At 64.5% G+C, this 18,391-nt stretch carries 20 protein-coding genes; all 20 read right to left on the bottom strand.

The features are described 5' to 3' along the window. Positions 1-67: 67 nt before the first annotated feature. The 20 genes from flhB to AC5O5R_RS07615 all read right to left on the bottom strand — a co-directional run bounded on the left by flhB (position 68) and on the right by AC5O5R_RS07615 (position 18,311). A complete protein-coding gene (gene flhB / locus AC5O5R_RS07710) occupies positions 68-1,210 on the bottom strand; it encodes a flagellar biosynthesis protein FlhB (protein ID WP_172231710.1) in 1,143 nt (380 codons plus the stop codon). A gap of 2 nt (positions 1,211-1,212) precedes the next feature. Continuing rightward, positions 1,213-1,989: a flagellar biosynthetic protein FliR gene (fliR, locus tag AC5O5R_RS07705; RefSeq protein ID WP_172231713.1), complete on the bottom strand. Its 777-nt coding sequence runs from the start codon at positions 1,987-1,989 to the stop codon at positions 1,213-1,215. Positions 1,990-1,996: 7 nt separating this feature from the next. After that, on the bottom strand, positions 1,997-2,266 hold the full coding sequence (gene fliQ, locus AC5O5R_RS07700) for a flagellar biosynthesis protein FliQ (RefSeq protein ID WP_172232589.1): 270 nt from the start codon (positions 2,264-2,266) through the stop codon (positions 1,997-1,999). A gap of 18 nt (positions 2,267-2,284) precedes the next feature. After that, on the bottom strand, positions 2,285-3,040 hold the full coding sequence (gene fliP, locus AC5O5R_RS07695; RefSeq protein ID WP_172232586.1) for a flagellar type III secretion system pore protein FliP: 756 nt from the start codon (positions 3,038-3,040) through the stop codon (positions 2,285-2,287). Further along, positions 3,040-3,474 (bottom strand): flagellar biosynthetic protein FliO, encoded by a 435-nt coding sequence (gene fliO / locus AC5O5R_RS07690; RefSeq protein WP_172232584.1) that lies wholly within the window; start codon positions 3,472-3,474, stop codon positions 3,040-3,042. Before fliO ends, fliP begins: the two co-directional genes overlap by 1 nt. A gap of 12 nt (positions 3,475-3,486) precedes the next feature. After that, positions 3,487-3,954 (bottom strand): flagellar motor switch protein FliN, encoded by a 468-nt coding sequence (fliN, locus tag AC5O5R_RS07685; RefSeq protein WP_172232581.1) that lies wholly within the window; start codon positions 3,952-3,954, stop codon positions 3,487-3,489. Between the two features lie 47 nt (positions 3,955-4,001). Next, positions 4,002-4,970, bottom strand: a complete 969-nt coding sequence (fliM, locus tag AC5O5R_RS07680; protein ID WP_172232578.1) for a flagellar motor switch protein FliM — start codon at positions 4,968-4,970, stop codon at positions 4,002-4,004. Between the two features lie 9 nt (positions 4,971-4,979). After that, positions 4,980-5,477 carry a flagellar basal body-associated protein FliL gene (fliL, locus tag AC5O5R_RS07675; protein ID WP_172231641.1) on the bottom strand — a complete coding sequence of 166 codons (498 nt, stop codon included), beginning with the start codon at positions 5,475-5,477 and terminating at the stop codon, positions 4,980-4,982. A 213-nt stretch (positions 5,478-5,690) separates the two neighbouring features. Continuing rightward, positions 5,691-6,941, bottom strand: a complete 1,251-nt coding sequence (locus AC5O5R_RS07670) for a flagellar hook-length control protein FliK (protein ID WP_494515147.1) — start codon at positions 6,939-6,941, stop codon at positions 5,691-5,693. A 72-nt stretch (positions 6,942-7,013) separates the two neighbouring features. Beyond that, a complete protein-coding gene (locus AC5O5R_RS07665) occupies positions 7,014-7,361 on the bottom strand; it encodes an Hpt domain-containing protein (protein ID WP_172231635.1) in 348 nt (115 codons plus the stop codon). Positions 7,362-7,409: 48 nt separating this feature from the next. Then, the gene (locus AC5O5R_RS07660; protein ID WP_494515146.1) at positions 7,410-9,101 is read right to left on the bottom strand and encodes a SpoIIE family protein phosphatase; all 1,692 of its coding nucleotides are present in this window, start codon (positions 9,099-9,101) and stop codon (positions 7,410-7,412) included. An 8-nt stretch (positions 9,102-9,109) separates the two neighbouring features. Continuing rightward, positions 9,110-9,412 (bottom strand): STAS domain-containing protein, encoded by a 303-nt coding sequence (locus AC5O5R_RS07655; protein ID WP_172287361.1) that lies wholly within the window; start codon positions 9,410-9,412, stop codon positions 9,110-9,112. A 187-nt stretch (positions 9,413-9,599) separates the two neighbouring features. Then, complete coding sequence (fliJ, locus tag AC5O5R_RS07650; protein ID WP_172230505.1) at positions 9,600-10,052, bottom strand: flagellar export protein FliJ; 453 nt, start codon at positions 10,050-10,052, stop codon at positions 9,600-9,602. A 6-nt stretch (positions 10,053-10,058) separates the two neighbouring features. After that, positions 10,059-11,414 (bottom strand): flagellar protein export ATPase FliI, encoded by a 1,356-nt coding sequence (fliI, locus tag AC5O5R_RS07645; protein WP_172230508.1) that lies wholly within the window; start codon positions 11,412-11,414, stop codon positions 10,059-10,061. Next, positions 11,404-12,198: a flagellar assembly protein FliH gene (gene fliH, locus AC5O5R_RS07640; protein ID WP_494515145.1), complete on the bottom strand. Its 795-nt coding sequence runs from the start codon at positions 12,196-12,198 to the stop codon at positions 11,404-11,406. Before fliH ends, fliI begins: the two co-directional genes overlap by 11 nt. 179 nt (positions 12,199-12,377) lie before the next feature. After that, a complete protein-coding gene (fliG, locus tag AC5O5R_RS07635; protein WP_003254434.1) occupies positions 12,378-13,397 on the bottom strand; it encodes a flagellar motor switch protein FliG in 1,020 nt (339 codons plus the stop codon). Further along, complete coding sequence (gene fliF, locus AC5O5R_RS07630; protein ID WP_172230514.1) at positions 13,390-15,168, bottom strand: flagellar basal-body MS-ring/collar protein FliF; 1,779 nt, start codon at positions 15,166-15,168, stop codon at positions 13,390-13,392. The genes fliG and fliF overlap by 8 nt, the downstream gene beginning before the upstream one ends. Positions 15,169-15,183: 15 nt before the next feature. Further along, a complete protein-coding gene (gene fliE, locus AC5O5R_RS07625) occupies positions 15,184-15,516 on the bottom strand; it encodes a flagellar hook-basal body complex protein FliE (protein WP_172223884.1) in 333 nt (110 codons plus the stop codon). Positions 15,517-15,738: 222 nt separating this feature from the next. Beyond that, on the bottom strand, positions 15,739-17,094 hold the full coding sequence (locus AC5O5R_RS07620) for a sigma-54-dependent transcriptional regulator (RefSeq protein WP_172223889.1): 1,356 nt from the start codon (positions 17,092-17,094) through the stop codon (positions 15,739-15,741). Next, positions 17,094-18,311 carry a sensor histidine kinase gene (locus AC5O5R_RS07615; protein ID WP_172286023.1) on the bottom strand — a complete coding sequence of 406 codons (1,218 nt, stop codon included), beginning with the start codon at positions 18,309-18,311 and terminating at the stop codon, positions 17,094-17,096. Before AC5O5R_RS07615 ends, AC5O5R_RS07620 begins: the two co-directional genes overlap by 1 nt. Between the last annotated feature and the right edge of the window lie 80 nt (positions 18,312-18,391).

Here is an 18,391-nt window from a genome sequence, read left to right as displayed (position 1 = left end):
TTGCAAGAAGCTGTCCAACTTTGCTCGGTGGGGGATTTATATTGCCTGTCCCGGCCCTGAGACAAGATCAACTGTCACGCCGCAAATCCGGCGGGATCGGCAGGTCGTCTTTCAACGGCTCCGGTCGCTTCCCTCTACCCGCCCGGTACTGGCGGATCTGGAACACATAGGCCAGCACCTGCGCCACCGCCAGGTACAACCCGGCGGGGATTTCCTGCTCGAGCTCGGTGGAGTAGTAGATCGCCCGCGCCAGCGCCGGCGACTCAAGAATCTGGATCTTGTGCTCGACAGCAATTTCGCGAATCTTCAAGGCCGTGAAATCAGCCCCCTTGGCCAGCAGCAACGGCGCCGCCCCACCCTTCTCCGGGTCATACTGCAACGCCACCGCATAATGCGTCGGGTTGGTGATGATCACATCGGCTTGCGGCACCGCGGCCATCATGCGCCGCTGCGACATCTCGCGCTGCAGCTGGCGAATGCGCTGCTTGACCTCGGGCTTGCCCTCGCTGTCCTTGTACTCGTCGCGCACTTCCTGCTTGGTCATCTTCATTTTCTTGTGCGTCTGGTACAGCTGGAACGGCACGTCCGCCGCCGCAATCAGCAACAGCCCGGTCGCCATCCACAACGCACTCCAGCCCACCACCTGCAAGCTGTGAATGATCGCCTGCTCCAGCGGCTCGTTGGCAATCGACAGCAAGGCCTGGCGGTCGTTGGTCAGCACCACCACCGCCACTATCAGGATCACGAAGAACTTGGCCAGCGCCTTGAGCAGCTCGGTCAGGCTGTTCATCGAGAACATGCGCTTGATCCCCGACAGCGGGTTCATGCGACTGAATTTAGGTTGCAGCAGGCTGCCAGAAAACAGAAAACCGCCCAACGCGATAGGCGCCACGAAGGAGATCACAAACAACAGGATCAGGATTGGCTGTACCGCCCATATCGCCATCTTGCCCGATGCCAGAAGAAACGCACCCATGGCCCGCTCGTCGACGATGATGTCGCGGGTCAGGCTGAAATTCATGCGCATCATCGCCAGCAGCGTCTCGGCCAGGTGGCCGCCGAACGCCAGCAGGCCACCGGCACCGGCCAGGGTCACTGCCACCGTGTTGAGCTCCTTGGAGCGGGCGATCTCGCCTTTCTCGCGGGCATCGCGCTTGCGCTTCTCGGTGGGGTCCTCTGTCTTGTCCTGGCCACTTTCGCTTTCTGCCATGCTCAGCGCGCCCTCGCCAGTTCACGCAGCCATTGCAGCGCTTCGCTGGCCAATGCCTGGTAGTGGGACAACACATCGGCCAGGCCGACCCAGAAGATGAACATGCCCATGACCAGGGTCAGCGGAAAACCGATGGAGAAGATGTTCAGCTGCGGCGCCGCGCGGGTCATCACGCCAAATGCGATGTTCACCACCAGCAAGGCGGCGATCACCGGCAGGATCAGCAGCAGGCCGGCGGCGAACACCCAGCCCAGGCGCCCGGCCAGCTCCCAGAAGTGGTTGACCACCAGCGCATTGCCCACCGGCAAAGTAGTGAAGCTTTCGGTCAGTACCTCGAACACGACCAGGTGGCCGTTCATCAACAGGAACAGCACGCTCACCAGCATGGTCATGAACTGGCTGATGACCGCCACGTTGACGCCGTTGGCAGGGTCGACCATCGAGGCGAAGGCCATGCCCATCTGGATGGCAACGACCTGACCCGCGATCACGAACGCCTGAAACAGCAGCTGCAGCGAAAAACCGAGCAGCGCACCAACAATCACCTGCTCAGCGCACAGCAACATCCCGCGCAGGCTCAGCGGGTCGAATTCAGGCAGTGGCGGCAGCGCCGGCACAATCACCACGGTGATGGCGACCGCCACGTACAGGCGCACCCGCGCCGGCAACATGCGGGTGCCAAAGATCGGCATGGTCATCAGCACCGCCGTCACCCGGAATAACGGCAGGATGAACGTGGCGACCCAGGTGCCGATCTGCGCGTCTGTCAGCTCCAGCATCGCCGCGTCAACCGATCAGCTGCGGGATGTTGGTGTACAGGTTGGTGATGTACTCCATGAACTTCTGCACCAGCCAGGGCCCGGCGACGATCAACGTGACCAGCATTACCAGCAGCCGCGGCAGAAAGCTCAGGGTCTGTTCGTTGATCTGCGTGGCCGCCTGGAACATCGCGACAACCAGACCCACCAGCAGGCTTGGCACCACCAGCACGGCCACCATCAGGGTGGTCAGCCACAAGGCATCACGGAACAGGTCAACGGCAATTTCCGGGGTCATGCGCTCTCCTTGACGGCGTCAGACGCCGCCGAAACTGCTGGCCAGGGTGCCCATGATCAGCGCCCAGCCATCAACCAGAACAAACAGCATGATCTTGAACGGCAGCGAGATGATCAGCGGTGACAGCATCATCATGCCCATGGCCATCAGCACACTGGCGACCACCATGTCGATGATCAGGAACGGGATGAAGATCATGAAGCCGATCTGAAATGCGGTCTTCAGCTCCGAGGTGACGAACGCCGGCACCAGGATCGTCAGCGGCACCTGGTCAGGGCCGGCGATGTCGGTGCGCTTGGACAGGCGCATGAACAGGTCCAGGTCGCTTTGCCGGGTTTGTGCCAGCATGAAGTCCTTGAGCGGCCCCTGGGCCTTGTCGATGGCCTGCTGCGCGGTAAGCTGTTCGTTCAGGTAGGGCTGCAGGGCGTTCTGGTTCACTCGGTCGAACACTGGCGCCATGATGAACAGGGTCAGGAACAGCGCCATGCCGGTGAGGATCTGGTTGGACGGCGTCTGCTGCAGGCCCAGCGCCTGGCGCAAAATCGAGAACACGATGATGATGCGGGTGAAGCTGGTCATCAGGATGACGAACGCCGGGATGAAGCTGAGCGCCGTCATGATCAGCAGGATCTGCAGGCTGACCGAATACTCCTGCTGCCCGTCCGCACCATTGGACAGGGTAATGGCCGGGATCGACAGCGGGTCGGCGGCCAGGGCCAGCGGCGCCGCCAGCAGCAGCGCCAGGGTCAACAACGTACGCAGCGCGCCACTCATCACTTCTTGTCCTTAGGGTCCTTGCCCATCAGCTCCATCAGTCGCTGGGCAAACTCGGGCGCCGCCTGGCGGCTGCCAACCGGCACTTGCACGGGCTCGGCCATGACATGCAGGGCCTCGATACTGCCGGGGGTATGGCCAATCAGGATCTGCTCGTTGCCCACCTGCACCAGCAACAGCCGGTCACGCGGGCCGATGGCGCGGCTGCCGACGATCTCGATCACCTGCCCGCCCTTTACCGCCGTGCTTTGCAGGCGCCGCAGCAGCCAGGCCAGAAAGAAGATCAGGCCCACCACCAACAGCAGGCCGAAGACCATCTGCGCCAGCTGCCCGCCCAGGCTGCCAGGCGCAGACGCCGGGGTCGCCGCAGGGGTGGCTGCGGCCAGACCGGCCTGGCTGGCAAGCAGCACCGCGGACGCCGCGATGGCGCGCATCGTGCCCTTCACTCAGCGCAGCTTCTTGATGCGTTCGCTGGGGCTGATCACGTCGGTCAGGCGGATGCCGAACTTTTCGTTGACCACGACCACTTCGCCATGGGCGATCAGCGTGCCGTTGACCAGCACGTCGAGTGGCTCGCCCGCCAGCCGGTCAAGCTCGATGACCGAGCCCTGGTTGAGCTGCAGCAGGTTGCGGATATTGATCTCGGTGCTGCCCACTTCCATGGAAATGTTCACCGGGATATCCAGGATCACGTCCAGGTTCGGGCCTTCCAGGCTGACGTTCTCGTTCGGCTTGGGCGAACTGGCGAACTCTTCCATCGGCAGGCGGCCCGGGCCACCCATACCGCCGGTGTCACCCCCCAGCAGCGCATCGATATCGGCCTGGCCGGCGGCACCGGTTTCTTCCAGCGCTGCGGCCCACTCATCGGCCAGTGCCTGGTCCTCTGCGGAGGTGATTTCGTTTTCGTTAGCCATGGTTTCCTCGAGAGGCATTCAATTCGTTATGAGCGAGCGCTGCGCCGTCAGCGGCGCACGATCGGGTCGATGATCTGCAGGGCCAGGTTGCCCTTGTGCGAACCCAGCCGGGCCTTGAACGACGGCACGCCGTTGGCGCGCAGCACCAGGTGCTCGGGCAGCTCCACCGGGATCACATCGCCAGGCTGCATGTGCAGGATGTCGCGCAACTTCAGCTGGCGCCGGGCGACCGTGGCGGTCACAGGCACGGCCACGTCCAGCACGTCCTCGCGCAGGGCCTTGACCCAGCGCTCGTCCTGGTCGTCGAGGTCGGACTGGAAGCCGGCATCGAGCATTTCCCGCACCGGCTCGATCATCGAGTACGGCATGGTCACGTGCAGGTCGCCGCCACCGCCGTCCAGCTCGATGTGGAAGGTCGATACCACCACCGCCTCGCTGGGGCCGACGATGTTGGCCATGGCCGGGTTGACCTCGGAGTTCATGTACTCGAAGGTGACCGGCATGATCGCCTGCCAGGCTTCCTTGAGGTCGACGAAGCACTGGTCCAGCACCATGCGCACTACCCGCAGTTCGGTCGGAGTGAATTCACGGCCTTCGATCTTGGCGTGACGGCCATCGCCACCGAAGAAGTTGTCTACCAGCTTGAACACCAGCTTGGCATCGAGGATGAACAGCGAGGTGCCACGCAACGGCTTGATCTTGACCAGGTTGAGGCTGGTGGGCACGTACAGCGAATGCACGTACTCGCCGAACTTCATCACCTGCACGCCGCCGACTGCCACGTCGGCCGAGCGGCGCAGCAGGTTGAACATGCTGATGCGGGTGTAGCGGGCAAAGCGCTCGTTGATCATTTCCAGGGTCGGCATGCGACCCCGCACGATACGGTCCTGGCTGGTCAGGTCGTAGCTTTTGATACTGCCGGGTTCCGATGCACTTTCGGTCTGCACCAGCCCGTCGTCGACGCCGTGCAACAGGGCATCGATTTCATCCTGGGACAGCAGGTCCTGTACGGCCATTGCGGACTCCTACTGCAATACGAAATTGGTGAACAGCAACTGGTCGATGACCGGTTTGCCGACTTCCTTCTGCGCCACTTCCTGAACCACGGCCGTGGCCTTCTGGCGCAGCATCTCCTGCCCGACCGGGCTGGCGGCAAGGGTGTCGAAGCCTTGGCCGGAGAACATCATCACCAGGTTGTTGCGGATCACCGGCATGTGCACCTTGAGGGCGTCCATGTCGGCCTGGTTACGCGCCTGCAGGGTGACGCTGAGCTGCATGTAGCGCTGCCGGCCGTTCTGGTTGAAATTGACCACGAAGGCCGGGGTCAGGGCTTCGTAGATGGCCACAGGCTTGACGTTGCTGGCTGCAGTTTCGGCGGCCGGGGCCGGCTCGCTCTTGTGCATGAAGAACCAGGTAGCGCCCACCGAAAGCCCGATCGCCAGCAAAAGGCCCACGACGGCCAGCAGGATCAGCTTGAGTTTGCCTTTAGTGGCGGGGTCTTTGACTGCTTCGCTTTTCGCCATGCCAATAATCCGTCGTCCATTGGGAGTTCAAGGGAGAATGGCTTGGCTTGAGCAAGTGTTATGCCAGATTTTGCAGAGGTGGACCAATTGCGCTTGAGCAGGCTCGGCCCTATCGCCGGCAAGCCAGCTCCTACAGGCTCCCCGCAGGTCTTGAGCCTTGTGCAGTACCTGTGGGAGCTGGCTTGCCGGCGATAGGGCCCGCCCATGTAAACATCAGGCGTAATAATCGACCGCACTGTCACCCACAACCACCTGCTGTTCCACAGGCCGGGCGCTGTCGACAACCTCACGACCCTGCTCCGCCTGCCGCGCCGCCACCCCCGACAGGTTGCTACCCTGCGCCTGCCCCTGCTGCTGTTGCTGCCCGCGCGACTGGTCAGCCACATTCACATCCGGCTGCGCCAGCCCCTGCTGGGCAAACAGCTCGCGCAAGCGGTGCACCTGGCTGTCGAGAGCGTCACGCACGCCAGCGTGGCCGCTGATGAAGGTGACCTGGGTGGCCTGGTCCGCCGCTACATTGACGCGAATGTCCAGGCGGCCCAGCTCTGCCGGCTCCAGCTGGATATCCGCCGACTTGAGGTTCTGGCTGGACAGGTACATGACCCGGTTGACCAAGCCTTCGGCCCACGCGTTCTGGTTCATCGGCAATGGCTGGTGCAACGGGCTGGCGCTGGCCGGCACGGCATTGGCGGTCTTGGCCGTGGCAGCCTGGGTCAGGCTGGCCAGGCGGTTGGCGAAATCGTCGACACGGGTATCGCTGCTGGCGCTCTTGGTGTCCTTCAGGCCATCTTCGAGCAAGGCACCGAAGGCCTTGTCACCCGATTCAGTGGATTCGCCTTCGCCGCCTTCGACCAGATTCGCCAAGGTATTGACGGCTGCCCGCCCTTCTTCACCCTGAGCCTGTGACGGGTCCAGAGCATGCGCCGAAGTGCCCCCCTTGGCCTGGGCACTGTGCTCCAGAGCCAGGCGCAGTGTAGGCAAATTGGCCAGGGGATCGGCGTCCGGGTCGAATGCTTCCTCGGCAGCCGCCTCCTCGGGTTGCGCGGCAGAGGCCTGCGCCGTAGCGGCCTGCAACACAGGCGCCACCGCCTCGGCCTGGGCCTGGATCAGCTGGCTGCCTGGCTGTGCGTCGGTTACCTGGCCGGCCACCAGGCTGGCATCGCGCAGCCCGGTATCGGCCTGGTCGTCTGCTGGCAACTTGTTGCCGTCATCGGCAACTGCGGCTTTGTCGGCGGGGTCTTTCTTGCCGCCCTGTGCAACCTCGGGCTTGTCCTTGGGCTTGGCCTGGGCGACCTTGTCGTCCTGGCCGCCGACCTTGTCGCGCCCCTGCCTGGCCATCACCTGGCCGAAGCCGTCGCCCTTGTCGCCCAGCGCCTGCAGCGGTTTGTCCATCTGCGCGGAGGCAGCACGCGAGGAATTGGCGATGGCGTTGGCTTGCAACAAAGGGTTGGGTGCGACAGGCATCGAGCGGTCTCCGCGCCAGAAACAAAAAGATCATCCGGCCAGAGACAGGCAAGACTCGCGCCAAGTCGAGTCTCAGCCCGCAGAAATGCGCTGGTGCTCGTCCTGGTAGAAGCGCTGCACTTCCAGAAATTCCTGGTCGATGCGATTGACAAGGTCCTCGATGCCATACAGCGGCGGCTGCCGGGCACGGTCTTCCAGCAGCTGGCACAGCGCGGCCAGCGCCACCGCACCCATGTTGCTGCTGCTGCCCTTGAAACTGTGCGCGGCGATGCCAAGCTCCTCGGCACTCTTGGCAGCGTGCAGCTGCGCAAGGCGCCGCTCGGAATCTTCGAGGAACGTCTGCACCAGCTGCAGGTAGCCCTCTTCCATGACATCACGCAGGTCGCTGAGCACCTTTTGGTCGATATGCATGTCAGTCACTTGTTCACTCCTTGATCAAGCCAGATTATGCCTGAGCCTGCCTGTGGCTCACCATACGAACTCGACGTGCGCACAGCGCCCGCCCTCACTCCAGCGCGCGTGGCTGGCCAGCCGCCGTACCAGGTGCAGGCCACGACCGCTCAGACCGTGCTCCTGCGAAGGCCGGGAAAGCACCCGCTGCACATCGAACCCCGCTCCACTGTCGCGAACCTGAATCATCAGACGCCCGCCATCGGCATGCGGTTCAACCTTGAAATCAATGCGTACAAAACCATCGGTCAGCGACCCCAGCCGCCGGGCGCGCTCCTGATAGTAGTCGGTAAAACCCTGCACATCGCGCTTGAGTTGCGAGTCCAGGCCCAGCACGCCATGCTCGAGGGCGTTGGCGTACAGCTCGCTGAGCACGCTGTGCAAGCTACCGGTACGGGCGCGCAACCCGTGGATTTCCTGCAGCAACTGCACCAGGTACGGCACCGGGTTGAAGCGCTTCAGGCTCTCGCCACGCACTTCGAAGCCCAGTGACCAGTCAAGCGGGCTGGAGCGACCACTGTCAGCGTAAATCGTCGGCGCCGGCACCCGCTCATCGGCGCTGAACATGCGGATGTCGCACAAGCTGATGTCGTCGCGCGGATGCCCGCCAAAGTCCTCCAGGGCCTGCATCAGTTGGTCGAACAGCTGCGCCGGGTCACGGTTGTCGGCAAGCACCGCACGCAGCCGCTGCACGCCGAACAGGCGGTCATCGTTGTCGGCGGTATCGAGCACGCCGTCCGACAGCAACAGCAGGCGCTCGCCGGGCGCCAGCGGCAGTACCTCGGTGCTGTCATCGAACCGCTCGGCCGCCAGAATGCCCAGTGGCAGATGCCGCGAACTCAACGCCGACAACACCTCGCCGCTCGCCGACAGGCGATAGCCATCGGGCATGCCGCCGTTCCACACCTCCACCGTACCGCGCTGCATGCTGAGGTTGAGCAGCACTGCACAACAAAACATGTCGACCGGCAGGATGCGCTTGAGCTTGGCGTTCATCTCGCGGAGCATCTGCGCCATGCCGTAGCCCTTGGCGGTCATGCCGTAGAACACCTCGGCCAGCGGCATGGCGCCCACCGCCGCAGGCAGGCCGTGGCCGGTGAAATCCCCGAGCAGCACACGCATTTCGCCGGCCGGGGTGAAAGCCGCCAGCATGAGGTCACCGTTGAACAGCGCAAAAGGTGATTGCAGGTAGCGAATGTTCGGCGCAGACAGGCAGCCGGAGTGGGCCACCTTGTCAAACACCGCCTTCGCCACACGCTGCTCGTTGAGCAGGTGGTGATGGTGCCGGGTAATCTGGTCGCGCTGCTGCAGCACGGTGGCCTGCAACCGGCGCAAGCGGTCCATGGCGCGGATCTTGGCGCCGAGGATCACCGCACTGTAGGGCTTGGCCATGAAGTCATCACCGCCCGCCTCCAGGCAGCGCACCAGGCCCTCCTCTTCATTGAGCGAGGTCAGGAAAATGATCGGCACCAGCGCCTCGCCAGCCAGGGCCTTGATCTGCCGCGCTGCCTCGAAGCCGTCCATCACCGGCATCAGCGCATCAAGCAGCACCAGCTGCGGGCGCCGTTCGACGAACAGCGCCACTGCCTGCTCGCCGTTTTCTGCGGTAAGTACCTGATGGCCCTGACGGCGAACGATCTGCGCCAGCAGCAGGCGGTCGGCGGCACCGTCTTCGGCAACCAGCACGGTCAACGCCTGTTCGGCCGGCATGTCGGCGCTCAACTGATATCGAAGAGTTTTTCGAAATTGGAAATGGCGAGGATCTTGCGCACGTCGGAGTTGGTATGCACCACACGCACATCCGAGTCATCGCCGCCCACATGGTCGCGCAGCATCAGCAGCATGCCGAGTGCGGAACTGTCGATGTAGGTGGCGTCGCTGAGGTCGACGACCACCGAATCCGGCTTGCTGATGCGTTCGTAAGCCTTGCGAAATTCCTGGTGTTTGCCGAAGTCGAAGCGCCCTTTGATCTTGATCGTCAGTTTTTTCCCGTCCGGCGAAATATCCGTATCGACTGCCATGCTAGCGATTCCTTCGATGATGGCGAATGCAACTCCATTAAGGTTTAGCAGGCCGCTGCAGGTGTAGCAAGGTCATACCTGTACCGGCCCTATCGCCGGCAAGCCAGCTCCCACAGGTGCGGCGCAAGGCCTGAGCCCTGCGCAATTCTTGTGGGAGCTGGCTTGCCGGCGATAGGGCCGGTACAGGCTAAAGGTGATTCTGCCGCGGCAGGCGCTGGGAAAGCTCGTCCAGCAAGCGCTGCTCGCGCTTGTCTTCGGCGCGCCGGGCCTCGTCCATATAGCGCTGCACCAGTTTGCGCAAACCTTCCACCCGGGCATAGGCCTGCTGCCAGGTGCCGCGGGCGTTGTTGAGGTTGTTCTGGTGCCACACCAGGCTCTGGCGCTGCTGGGTCATGGCCGTTTCCAGCTGCCCCAGGAAGCGCTGGTAATTGACCAGCCAGCTGCCATTGACGCCCTGCCCGCCGCGGTTGATCCACTGCAATTGGTAATCCTCGCGAAAACGCTCCAGTTCGGCCAGCTTGGCCTGCGCCGTGGTCACCTGCTGCTGGAAATGCCCAAGGCGCTGCGCTGCCTTGCGCTCGGCCTCCTCGGCCATGTCCACCACCGGCGCCAGGCGCGCGGCGCGCCCAGGCAGCGCCATGGCCTATCAGCCCGCCGGGGGCGAGAAGATCGCCCCCAGCTGGTCGCGGCTCTGCGCCATGCCCACGTTCTCGCGCAGGCCTTGGCGCAAGAACTCCACCAGCCTGGATTGCAAGGCAATCGCCAGGTCGGTTTCCGGGTCGCCGCCGGGCACGTAGGCGCCCACGCTGATCAGGTCGCGGCTTTGCGACAGGCGCGACCACAACTGCTTGAACTTCTGCGCCTGGCGCAAATGATCGGCATCGACCACCTGCGGCATGACCCGGCTGATCGAGGCCTCGATATCGATGGCGGGGTAATGGCCTTCCTCGGCCAGCCGGCGCGACAGCACGAAGTGGCCGTCGAGCACACCACGCGCCGAGTCGGCGATCGGGTCCTGCTGGTCGTCGCCTTCGGACAGCACGGTGTAGAACGCAGTAATCGAACCACCACCCGCCTCGCCGTTACCGGCCCGCTCCACCAGCTTGGGCAGCTTGGCGAATACCGACGGTGGGTATCCCCGGGTGGCGGGCGGCTCGCCGATGGCCAAGGCAATTTCCCGCTGGGCCTGGGCAAAGCGGGTCAAAGAGTCCATCAGCAACAGCACATTCTTGCCCTTGTCGCGGAAATATTCGGCAATACGCGTGCAGTACATGGCGGCACGCAGGCGCATCAGTGGCGCATCGTCGGCGGGCGACGCCACCACCACCGAGCGCTTGAGGCCTTCTTCACCGAGGATATGCTCGATGAATTCCTTCACCTCGCGACCGCGCTCGCCGATCAGGCCAACCACGATGATGTCGGCTTCGGTGAAGCGGGTCATCATGCCCAGCAACACCGATTTACCTACCCCGGTACCGGCGAACAGGCCCAGGCGCTGGCCACGACCGACGGTGAGCAGGCCATTGATGCTGCGGATACCCACGTCCAGCGGCTTGCTGATGGGGTCGCGGTTGAGCGGGTTGATCACCGGGCCGTCCATCGGCACCCAGTCCTCGGCCTTCATCCCGCCTTTGCCATCCAGCGCGCGGCCGGCGCCATCGAGCACCCGGCCGAGCATGCTCATGCCCATCGGCAGCCGGCCGCCGTCATCCAGCGGCACCACCCTGGCGCCCGGGGCGATGCCGACGATGCTGCCGACCGGCATCAGGAATATCTTGGGCCCGGCAAAGCCCATGACTTCAGCCTCGACCTGCACCGGGTGGTAGCTGTCGTCGTTGATCACCAGGCAGCGGCTGCCTACGGCGGCGCGCAGCCCTTCGGCTTCCAGGGTGAGGCCGACCATACGCAGCAGGCGGCCTTCGACAATGGGCTGGGTCGGCAGCTCGATGGCTTCGGCGTAGCTGCCGAGACGCTTGCCGAAAGTGGTGCGTTCAAGGCGCATCCGGGCCATCCACAGAACGCTCGAGCGGGGCATCCAGGTCTACCGCCATGTCTGGCGCGGCAGGGTGCAGGGAATGGTCGTGCAGCTGGTCGAACAGTTGTGCCACGGCCTTCTCGATGCGGGTTTCCATGCTGGCATCAATGCGGCTATGGGCCGTCTCGATGCGACAGCCGCCGGGCAGCAGCGCGCTGTCTTCGAGCAGCCGCCAGTTTTCCTCATGGCGTTCGCGCAAGACCTTGGCCAGCTCGAAATCCTGCGGGTTGAGGTGGATGCGGATATTGTCCGCGCCCATGGGCAGCAGCTTCAGCGCTTCGCGCAGCACCTGGGTGATGTGGCTGGAGTCACTGCGCAGTTCACGACCGATTACCTGGCGGGTCATGTGCGCCACCAGGTGCACGAGGGATTTCTCGATCTGCGTGTCCTGCTCGGCGATGGGCTCCATCAGGTTGGCCATCAGCCGCTCAAGACCGACCAGCTTCGCCTTAAGGGCCTCTTCGGCTTCCTGGCGAACCTTCAGCTGGGTGCTGTGGAAGCCCTCGCGCTCACCGGTGGCGAAACCTTCGTTGTAGGCTTCCTGGCGGATGGCCTCGAGTTCTTCCAGGGTCAGTGGCTGGACTTCTTCCAGCGGCACTTCCTCGACTTCTTCCTCGATCACCTCGGGTTCCGGCTCGGGCTCGGGTACGTACTCGGGCTCCGGGTCGAAGCTGGGCAGCCTCCACACGTCCACGCCTTCGAGGTCGCGGGCGCGGATCAGGTCGCTGGGGTGATGTTCTTTGGTGGACATGTTTTCAGATACTCAAAAGCCAGCAGCAACCAACGCGCCCCCTGTAGGAGCGGCCTTGTGTCGCGAAAGGGCTGCGGAGCAGCCCCAGATTTCAGCTTCGCAGTAGCTATAGTCGGGGCTGCTTCGCAGCCCTTTCGCGACACAAGGCCGCTCCTACAGGGACCGCGTCGCCCTCTGGATCAGATCATTTCCTCGGCGCCTTTGCCGCCGAGCACGATCTCGCCGGCCTCGGCCATGCGGCGGGCGATGGTGAGGATTTCCTTCTGCGCCGTTTCCACGTCGCTGACCCGTACCGGCCCCTTGGCCTCCAGGTCGTCGCGCAGCAGCTCCGAGGCACGCTTGGACATGTTCTTGAAGATCTTGTCCTTGACCCGCTCGTCGGCGCCCTTGAGCGACACCACCAGCACGTCGGACGACACTTCGCGCAGCAGTGCCTGGATACCGCGGTCGTCGACATCGGCCAGGTTGTTGAAGACGAACATCAGGTCTTCGATCTGCTCCGACAGGTCGCTGTCGATTTCGCGGATCGCGTCCATCAGTGCACCTTCCACCGAACTGTCGAGGAAGTTCATGATGTCGGCGGCGCGCTTGATGCCGCCCAGGGTGGTGCGCGCAGCGTTGGAGTTGCCCGAGAACTGCTTCTCGAGGATCTGGTTCAGCTCTTTCAATGCCGCCGGCTGCACGGTGTTCAGCGACGACACGCGCAAGACGATGTCCAGGCGCACCTTGTGGTCGAAATTGCTCAGCACTTCACCGGCCTGGTCGGGGTCCAGGTAGGCCACCACGATGGCCTGGATCTGCGGGTGCTCGTAGCGGATCACGTCGGCCACGGCGCGTGGCTCCATCCACTTCAGGCTGTCCAGGCCGCTGGTGTTGCCGCCCAGCAGGATGCGGTCGACCAGGCCATTGGCCTTGTCTTCGCCCAGCGCCTGGTTGAGCATCTTGCGGATGTAGGCATCCGAGCCCACCCCCAGGCTGGTCTGGTCGCCGACGATGTCGACGAACTCGCTCATCACCTGCTCGACCTGGTCACGGTGCACATTGCCCATCTGCGCCATGGCCACGCCCACCCGCTGCACTTCCTTGGGGCCCATGTGCCGCAGCACCTGGGCGGCATCGGTCTCGCCCAGCGAGAGCAGAAGGATCGCCGCTTTGTCGACGCGGCTCAGCTTGGCGGTAACGGCTCGGTTATCACTCATCGGCGTTGATCCAGTCTTTCACGACCTGGGCAACACGGCCCGGGTCTTCGGCCACCAGGCCTTTGATTGCGTTGAGCTGTGCCTCGTAACCCTCGCTCGGGCTAGGCAGCAGAATGCTTGTCGGGCCACCCAGGCTGACGCGATCGTTGGCCAGTTCGCCATCGAGCCCCATCATGCCGCCCAGCTCCATGTCGCTATCCGGGGCAGCCTGCTTGCCGCCCCCTGTGATGTTGTTAAGCACCGGCCGCAGCACGCCGAACACCAGCACCAGGATGAACACCACGCCCAGCACCTGCTTGACGATGTCCCAGAACCACGGCTGCTGGTAGAAGGCGATCTCGGCGATTTCTTCGCCACGGTCGACGGCGAACGGCACGTTGATCACCGTCACGCTGTCGCCCCGGCTGGCGTCGAAGCCGACGGCGTCCTGCACCAGGCGGGTAAAGCGTGCCAGGTCCTCGGCAGCCCACGGCGCACGGGTGGTGTCGCCAGTAGCCGGGTCGATCTTGACCTGGTCGTCCACCACCACCGCCACCGACAGGCGGGTCATGCGCCCCTGCTGCTGGCGGGTGTGGCTGATGGAACGGTCCAGCTCGAAGTTTCTGGTGCTTTGCTGGCGCTTGTCCGCAGGGTACGGCGCGAGCATCGGCTGGCCGGTGGCCGGGTCCATGATCTGCTGGCCGTTGGCATCCACCAGCGGCTGACCTGGCTGAATGGCGGCGGCCGGGGTGGCCGCGCCACCGGTGGTCTGCGGGGCCGAGGCAGCGCCGGGCGGCTGATTGCTCAGCGCGCCGGGTACGCCCTGCGGCCCTTGGCTGCTGGCGCGCTGCTCGTCCACCGACTGCTCGCTGCGCAACGCCGGCTGGTCGGGGTTGAACTGCTCGGCAGTCGATTCGACAGCGCTGAAGTCCAGGTCGGCAGACACTTCGGCCTTGTAGCGATCATTGCCCAGCACCGGCTGCAGGATGTTGCGCACGCGCTGGGTCAGCATGCTTTCCATGCGGCGGCTGTAGTCGTACTGCTTGCCGGCCTCGGTCAGGGCCGAATCCTGCAACTGCTCGGACAGCAAGGTGCCCTTCTGGTCGACCACGGTGACCTGTGACTTGTCCAGCTCCGGCACGCTGGTGGCGACCAGGTTGACGATGGCCATCACCTGCCCGGCTTCCAGGGCACGGCCCGGGTACAGCTCGACCAGTACCGAGGCGCTGGGCTTGCGTTCGTCACGCACGAACACCGAGCTTTTCGGGATGGCCAGGTGCACGCGGGCAGCCTTGACGTTGTTCAGGCTGGACACGGTGCGCGCCAGTTCGCCTTCCAGGCTGCGGCGGTAGCGGGTGGCTTCCATGAACTGGCTGGTGCCCAGGCCCTGCTCCTTGTCGAGCAGCTCGAAACCGACATTGCCGTCGCTCGGCGCCACGCCGGCGGCAGCCAGTTTCAGGCGCGCACGGGAGAGGTCGTCGGCCTTGACCAGCAGCGCGCCGGAATTGGGTTCAACGTTGTAGGGGATGTCGGCAGCGGCCAGGGTGTCCATGACCTGCTTGGTGTCCATGCCCGACAAGCTGCCGTACAGCGGCCGGTAGTCGGGTTGTTGCGACCACAGCACCACGGCAAAGCCGATCGCCACGCTGGCGGCCAGGCCGACCATGAGGCCGACCTGACGCAGCATGGGCATCTTCGCGATGTTTTCCAGGGACGCCATGCCGAACAGCGGCGGCTTGGCCGCCGGCGAGCCGGTTTTGGCAGGGGCGTTGTCGACGACTGCTTCAGCCATGGGTTACATCCGTCCTCAAACCGGCATCTGCATGATGTCCTGGTACGCCTGGACCAGCTTGTTGCGCACCTGGGTCATGGCCTGCATCGACACGCTGGCCTTTTGCGAAGCGATCATCACGTCGGTCAGGTCGACGCCGCTCTTGCCGATCTCGAAGGCATTGGCTAGCTGGGTCGAGGCCTGCTGCGTCTCATGCACCTTGCCGATGGCCTGGCCCAGCATGTCTGCAAAGCTGCTCTGCCCTGGCGCCAGTTCGGGCGCGGCAGTGACTTTTGGCAGCGACATGGCATCGGCCTGCATGGCCCGCATGTCCAGCATCAGACGATTGAATTCAACACCTTGGCTCATGACCTTCTCTCTCCTGCGGCCGCATTTTTTTGACACTCATGCGGCGGATAGCCTACGTAAAGCAACAAAGGTGCCAGCCTTGAATGCCAGTTTATCAGGGCCGCTTCGCGCCCCATCGCCGGCAAGCCGGGCTCCCACAGGTAAAGTGCAGGCTTCAAGCCAATGCGGTCTCTGTGGGAGCTGGCTTGCCGGCGATGGGCTGCGCAGCAGCCCCTTCGATCTTCAGCCGAACAGGCTGGCCTCGACGTCAAACCCGGCATCACGCATCTGAGCCAGCTTGTAACGCAGGGTGCGCGGGCTGATGCCGAGGCGTTCGGCCGCCTCTTTGCGGCGGCCGCGCTCGGCGCGCAGGGTGTCGATGATCATCTGGTACTCGTGGCGACGCATGTCATCACCCAGCCCGCTGGCTTGCGCAACCACCTCAAGGGATGGCTCGGTGCCGGCCGACAATGGAATGGCGCCTGCCAGACAGAAATCCGCCGCCTCGATCACCCCACCCTGCTGCAGGATCAGCGCCCGCTGCAGGGCGTTGTCCAGCTCCCGCACGTTGCCCGGCCACGCATACGCCTGCAGGCACGCGCGGGCCTGCGGCGACAGGCGCACGGGAGCATGCTTCATCTTGGCCGCATGCCGCGCCAGCAGGCGTTCGGCGAGCTGCAGAATGTCGCCTGGGCGCTCGCGCAGCGGCTGCCAGGCCAGGGGGAACACTGACAGGCGATAGTAAAGATCCTCACGGAAACGCCCGGCTGTCACTTCACCGAACAGGTCACGGTTGGTGGTGGCCAGCACCCGAATATCGAGGCTGATCGGCTTACGCCCGCCTACCCGCTCCACCTCGCGCTCCTGCAACACGCGCAGCAGCTTGGCCTGCAAGGCCATGGGCATTTCCGAAATCTCGTCGAGCAGCAAGGTGCCGCCTTCGGCCTGCTCGAACTTGCCCGCCTGCGCGGCAATGGCACCAGTGAAGGCGCCCTTCTCGTGGCCGAACAGCGTGGCCTCGAGCATGTTGTCGGGGATGGCCGCGCAGTTGATCGCCACAAAGGGCTGCGCTGCCCGTGGCGACTGCTGGTGAATGTAGCGCGCCAGCACTTCCTTGCCGGTCCCGGACTCACCGGAAATCAGCACGGTGGAGTCACTGCGCGCCACCCGGGCGGCCAGCTCCAGCAACTGGCGACTGGCCGGCTCGCAGGCCACCGGGCCTTCGTCGTTCGCCACCCGCCCGGCAGCATGTCGCTCGACCAGGCTGAGCAGCGCCCTGGGCTCGAACGGTTTGACCAGGTAGTCGGCGGCGCCTTGGCGCATGGCCTCGACGGCACGCTCGACCGCGGCGTGCGCGGTCATCAGCAGCACCGGCAACTGTGGTTGCTGGCGGCGCAGCTGGGCCAGCAGCTGGTGCCCGTCCATGCCGGGCATGTTCACATCACTGACCACCAGGCTGAAGGCTTCTTCCAGCACCGCCTCCAGCGCTTCCTCGGCACTGCCCACCGCCTGGTAGGCGAAACCGCCGATTTCCAGGGTGTCGCCCAGCGCCTGGCGCAATACGCGGTCGTCCTCGACCAGCAGCACCTTGATTGGCATTACACGCCCTCCGACGGTTGCCCGTCGATCAACGGCAGCTCGACCCGTACACAGGTGCCGCGGCCCACTTTCGAGCGCAGGCACAGCGTGCCCTGGTGCGCCCGCACGACTGCCTTGACCACCGCCAGGCCCAGACCGGTGCCGGTGGCCTTGGTGGTGAGGAACGGCTCACCCAGGCGGCCGAGCAGATCGGCGTCGATGCCACAGCCCGCGTCGCTGATGCACAAATGCAAGGTGTGCTCGCGGCGGAACAGGTGCACCTTCAGCCGCGCCGGGCCATCGCTGGCTTGCAAGGCATTCTCGATCAGGTTGAGCAAGGCACCGACCAAGGTGTCGCGGTTGCACAGCAACTCGCCAAGGTGGCTGTCGCACTGCCAGCGCACGGCGTGCCCTTGCACATGCGCCTGGGCGGCTTGCTGCAAGGCCTGGAACAGGCCTTTGGGGGTAATTCGGTCACCCAGCGGCAGCTCGCCACGGGCGAACACCAGCATGTCACGCACCTGGTGCTCCAGCTCGTGCAGGCGCTCCTTCAGAGTGCCGGCGAAGCGTTGGCGGGTTTCCGCGCTCAGGGCCTGCTCGGGATCGGCCAGGTGACTGGCGTACAGCATGGCTGCCGACAGCGGTGTACGGATCTGATGGGCCAGCGAGGCGACCATGCGCCCCAGTGACGACAGCCGCTCGTGGCGGGCCAGCTGGTCTTGCAGGCGCCGGGTTTCAGTCAGGTCGTTGAGCAGCACCAGCTGGCCGGGTTCGGCGTCCAGCGAGCGGGTGGCGATGGACAGCCGGCGGCCGTCGCGCAGCGAGACTTCGTGGCCGTCGTCCTTGCGCGGGGCGAAGCTGCGGGCGATCACCTGGCGCCACAGCTGGCCGATCAGCGGCTCGCCGAGCAAGTCGCAGGCGGCCGGGTTGGCTTCGCGCACCAGGCCCTGGCCATCGATCACGATCACCCCACCGGGCAGCAGGTCCAGCAGATTTTGCAGGCGGTTGGCCAGGCGTTCCTTTTCGTTGAGCTCGGCGATGCGCTGGGCGCTGACCACGGCCAGCTCCCCCTTGAGCTCACTGACCCGGGCTTCGAGCAGGCTGTAGGACTGGCTGAGCTGGCTGGACACCTGGTTGAACAGGGCGAAGGCATGCTCGATGCCCGGGCGGCTGTCCGGCTCGACCGGGGTTTGCCCCTGCGGATCGGGGGCTCGGGATAGGTGGGCGGCCTGGGGCATCGTGCTCTCTCGCGTGGCTGACCGTCATAAAAACGGTGTGTTGCCAGCGGTGTAGCAATAGCCGTGCCGGGGATGGGGAT

This window comes from Pseudomonas sp. 8_5_2 (genome assembly GCF_059295255.1).
The sequence above is the reverse complement of the archived record's forward strand: the minus strand, read 5'-3'. Positions and strand labels throughout refer to the sequence as shown.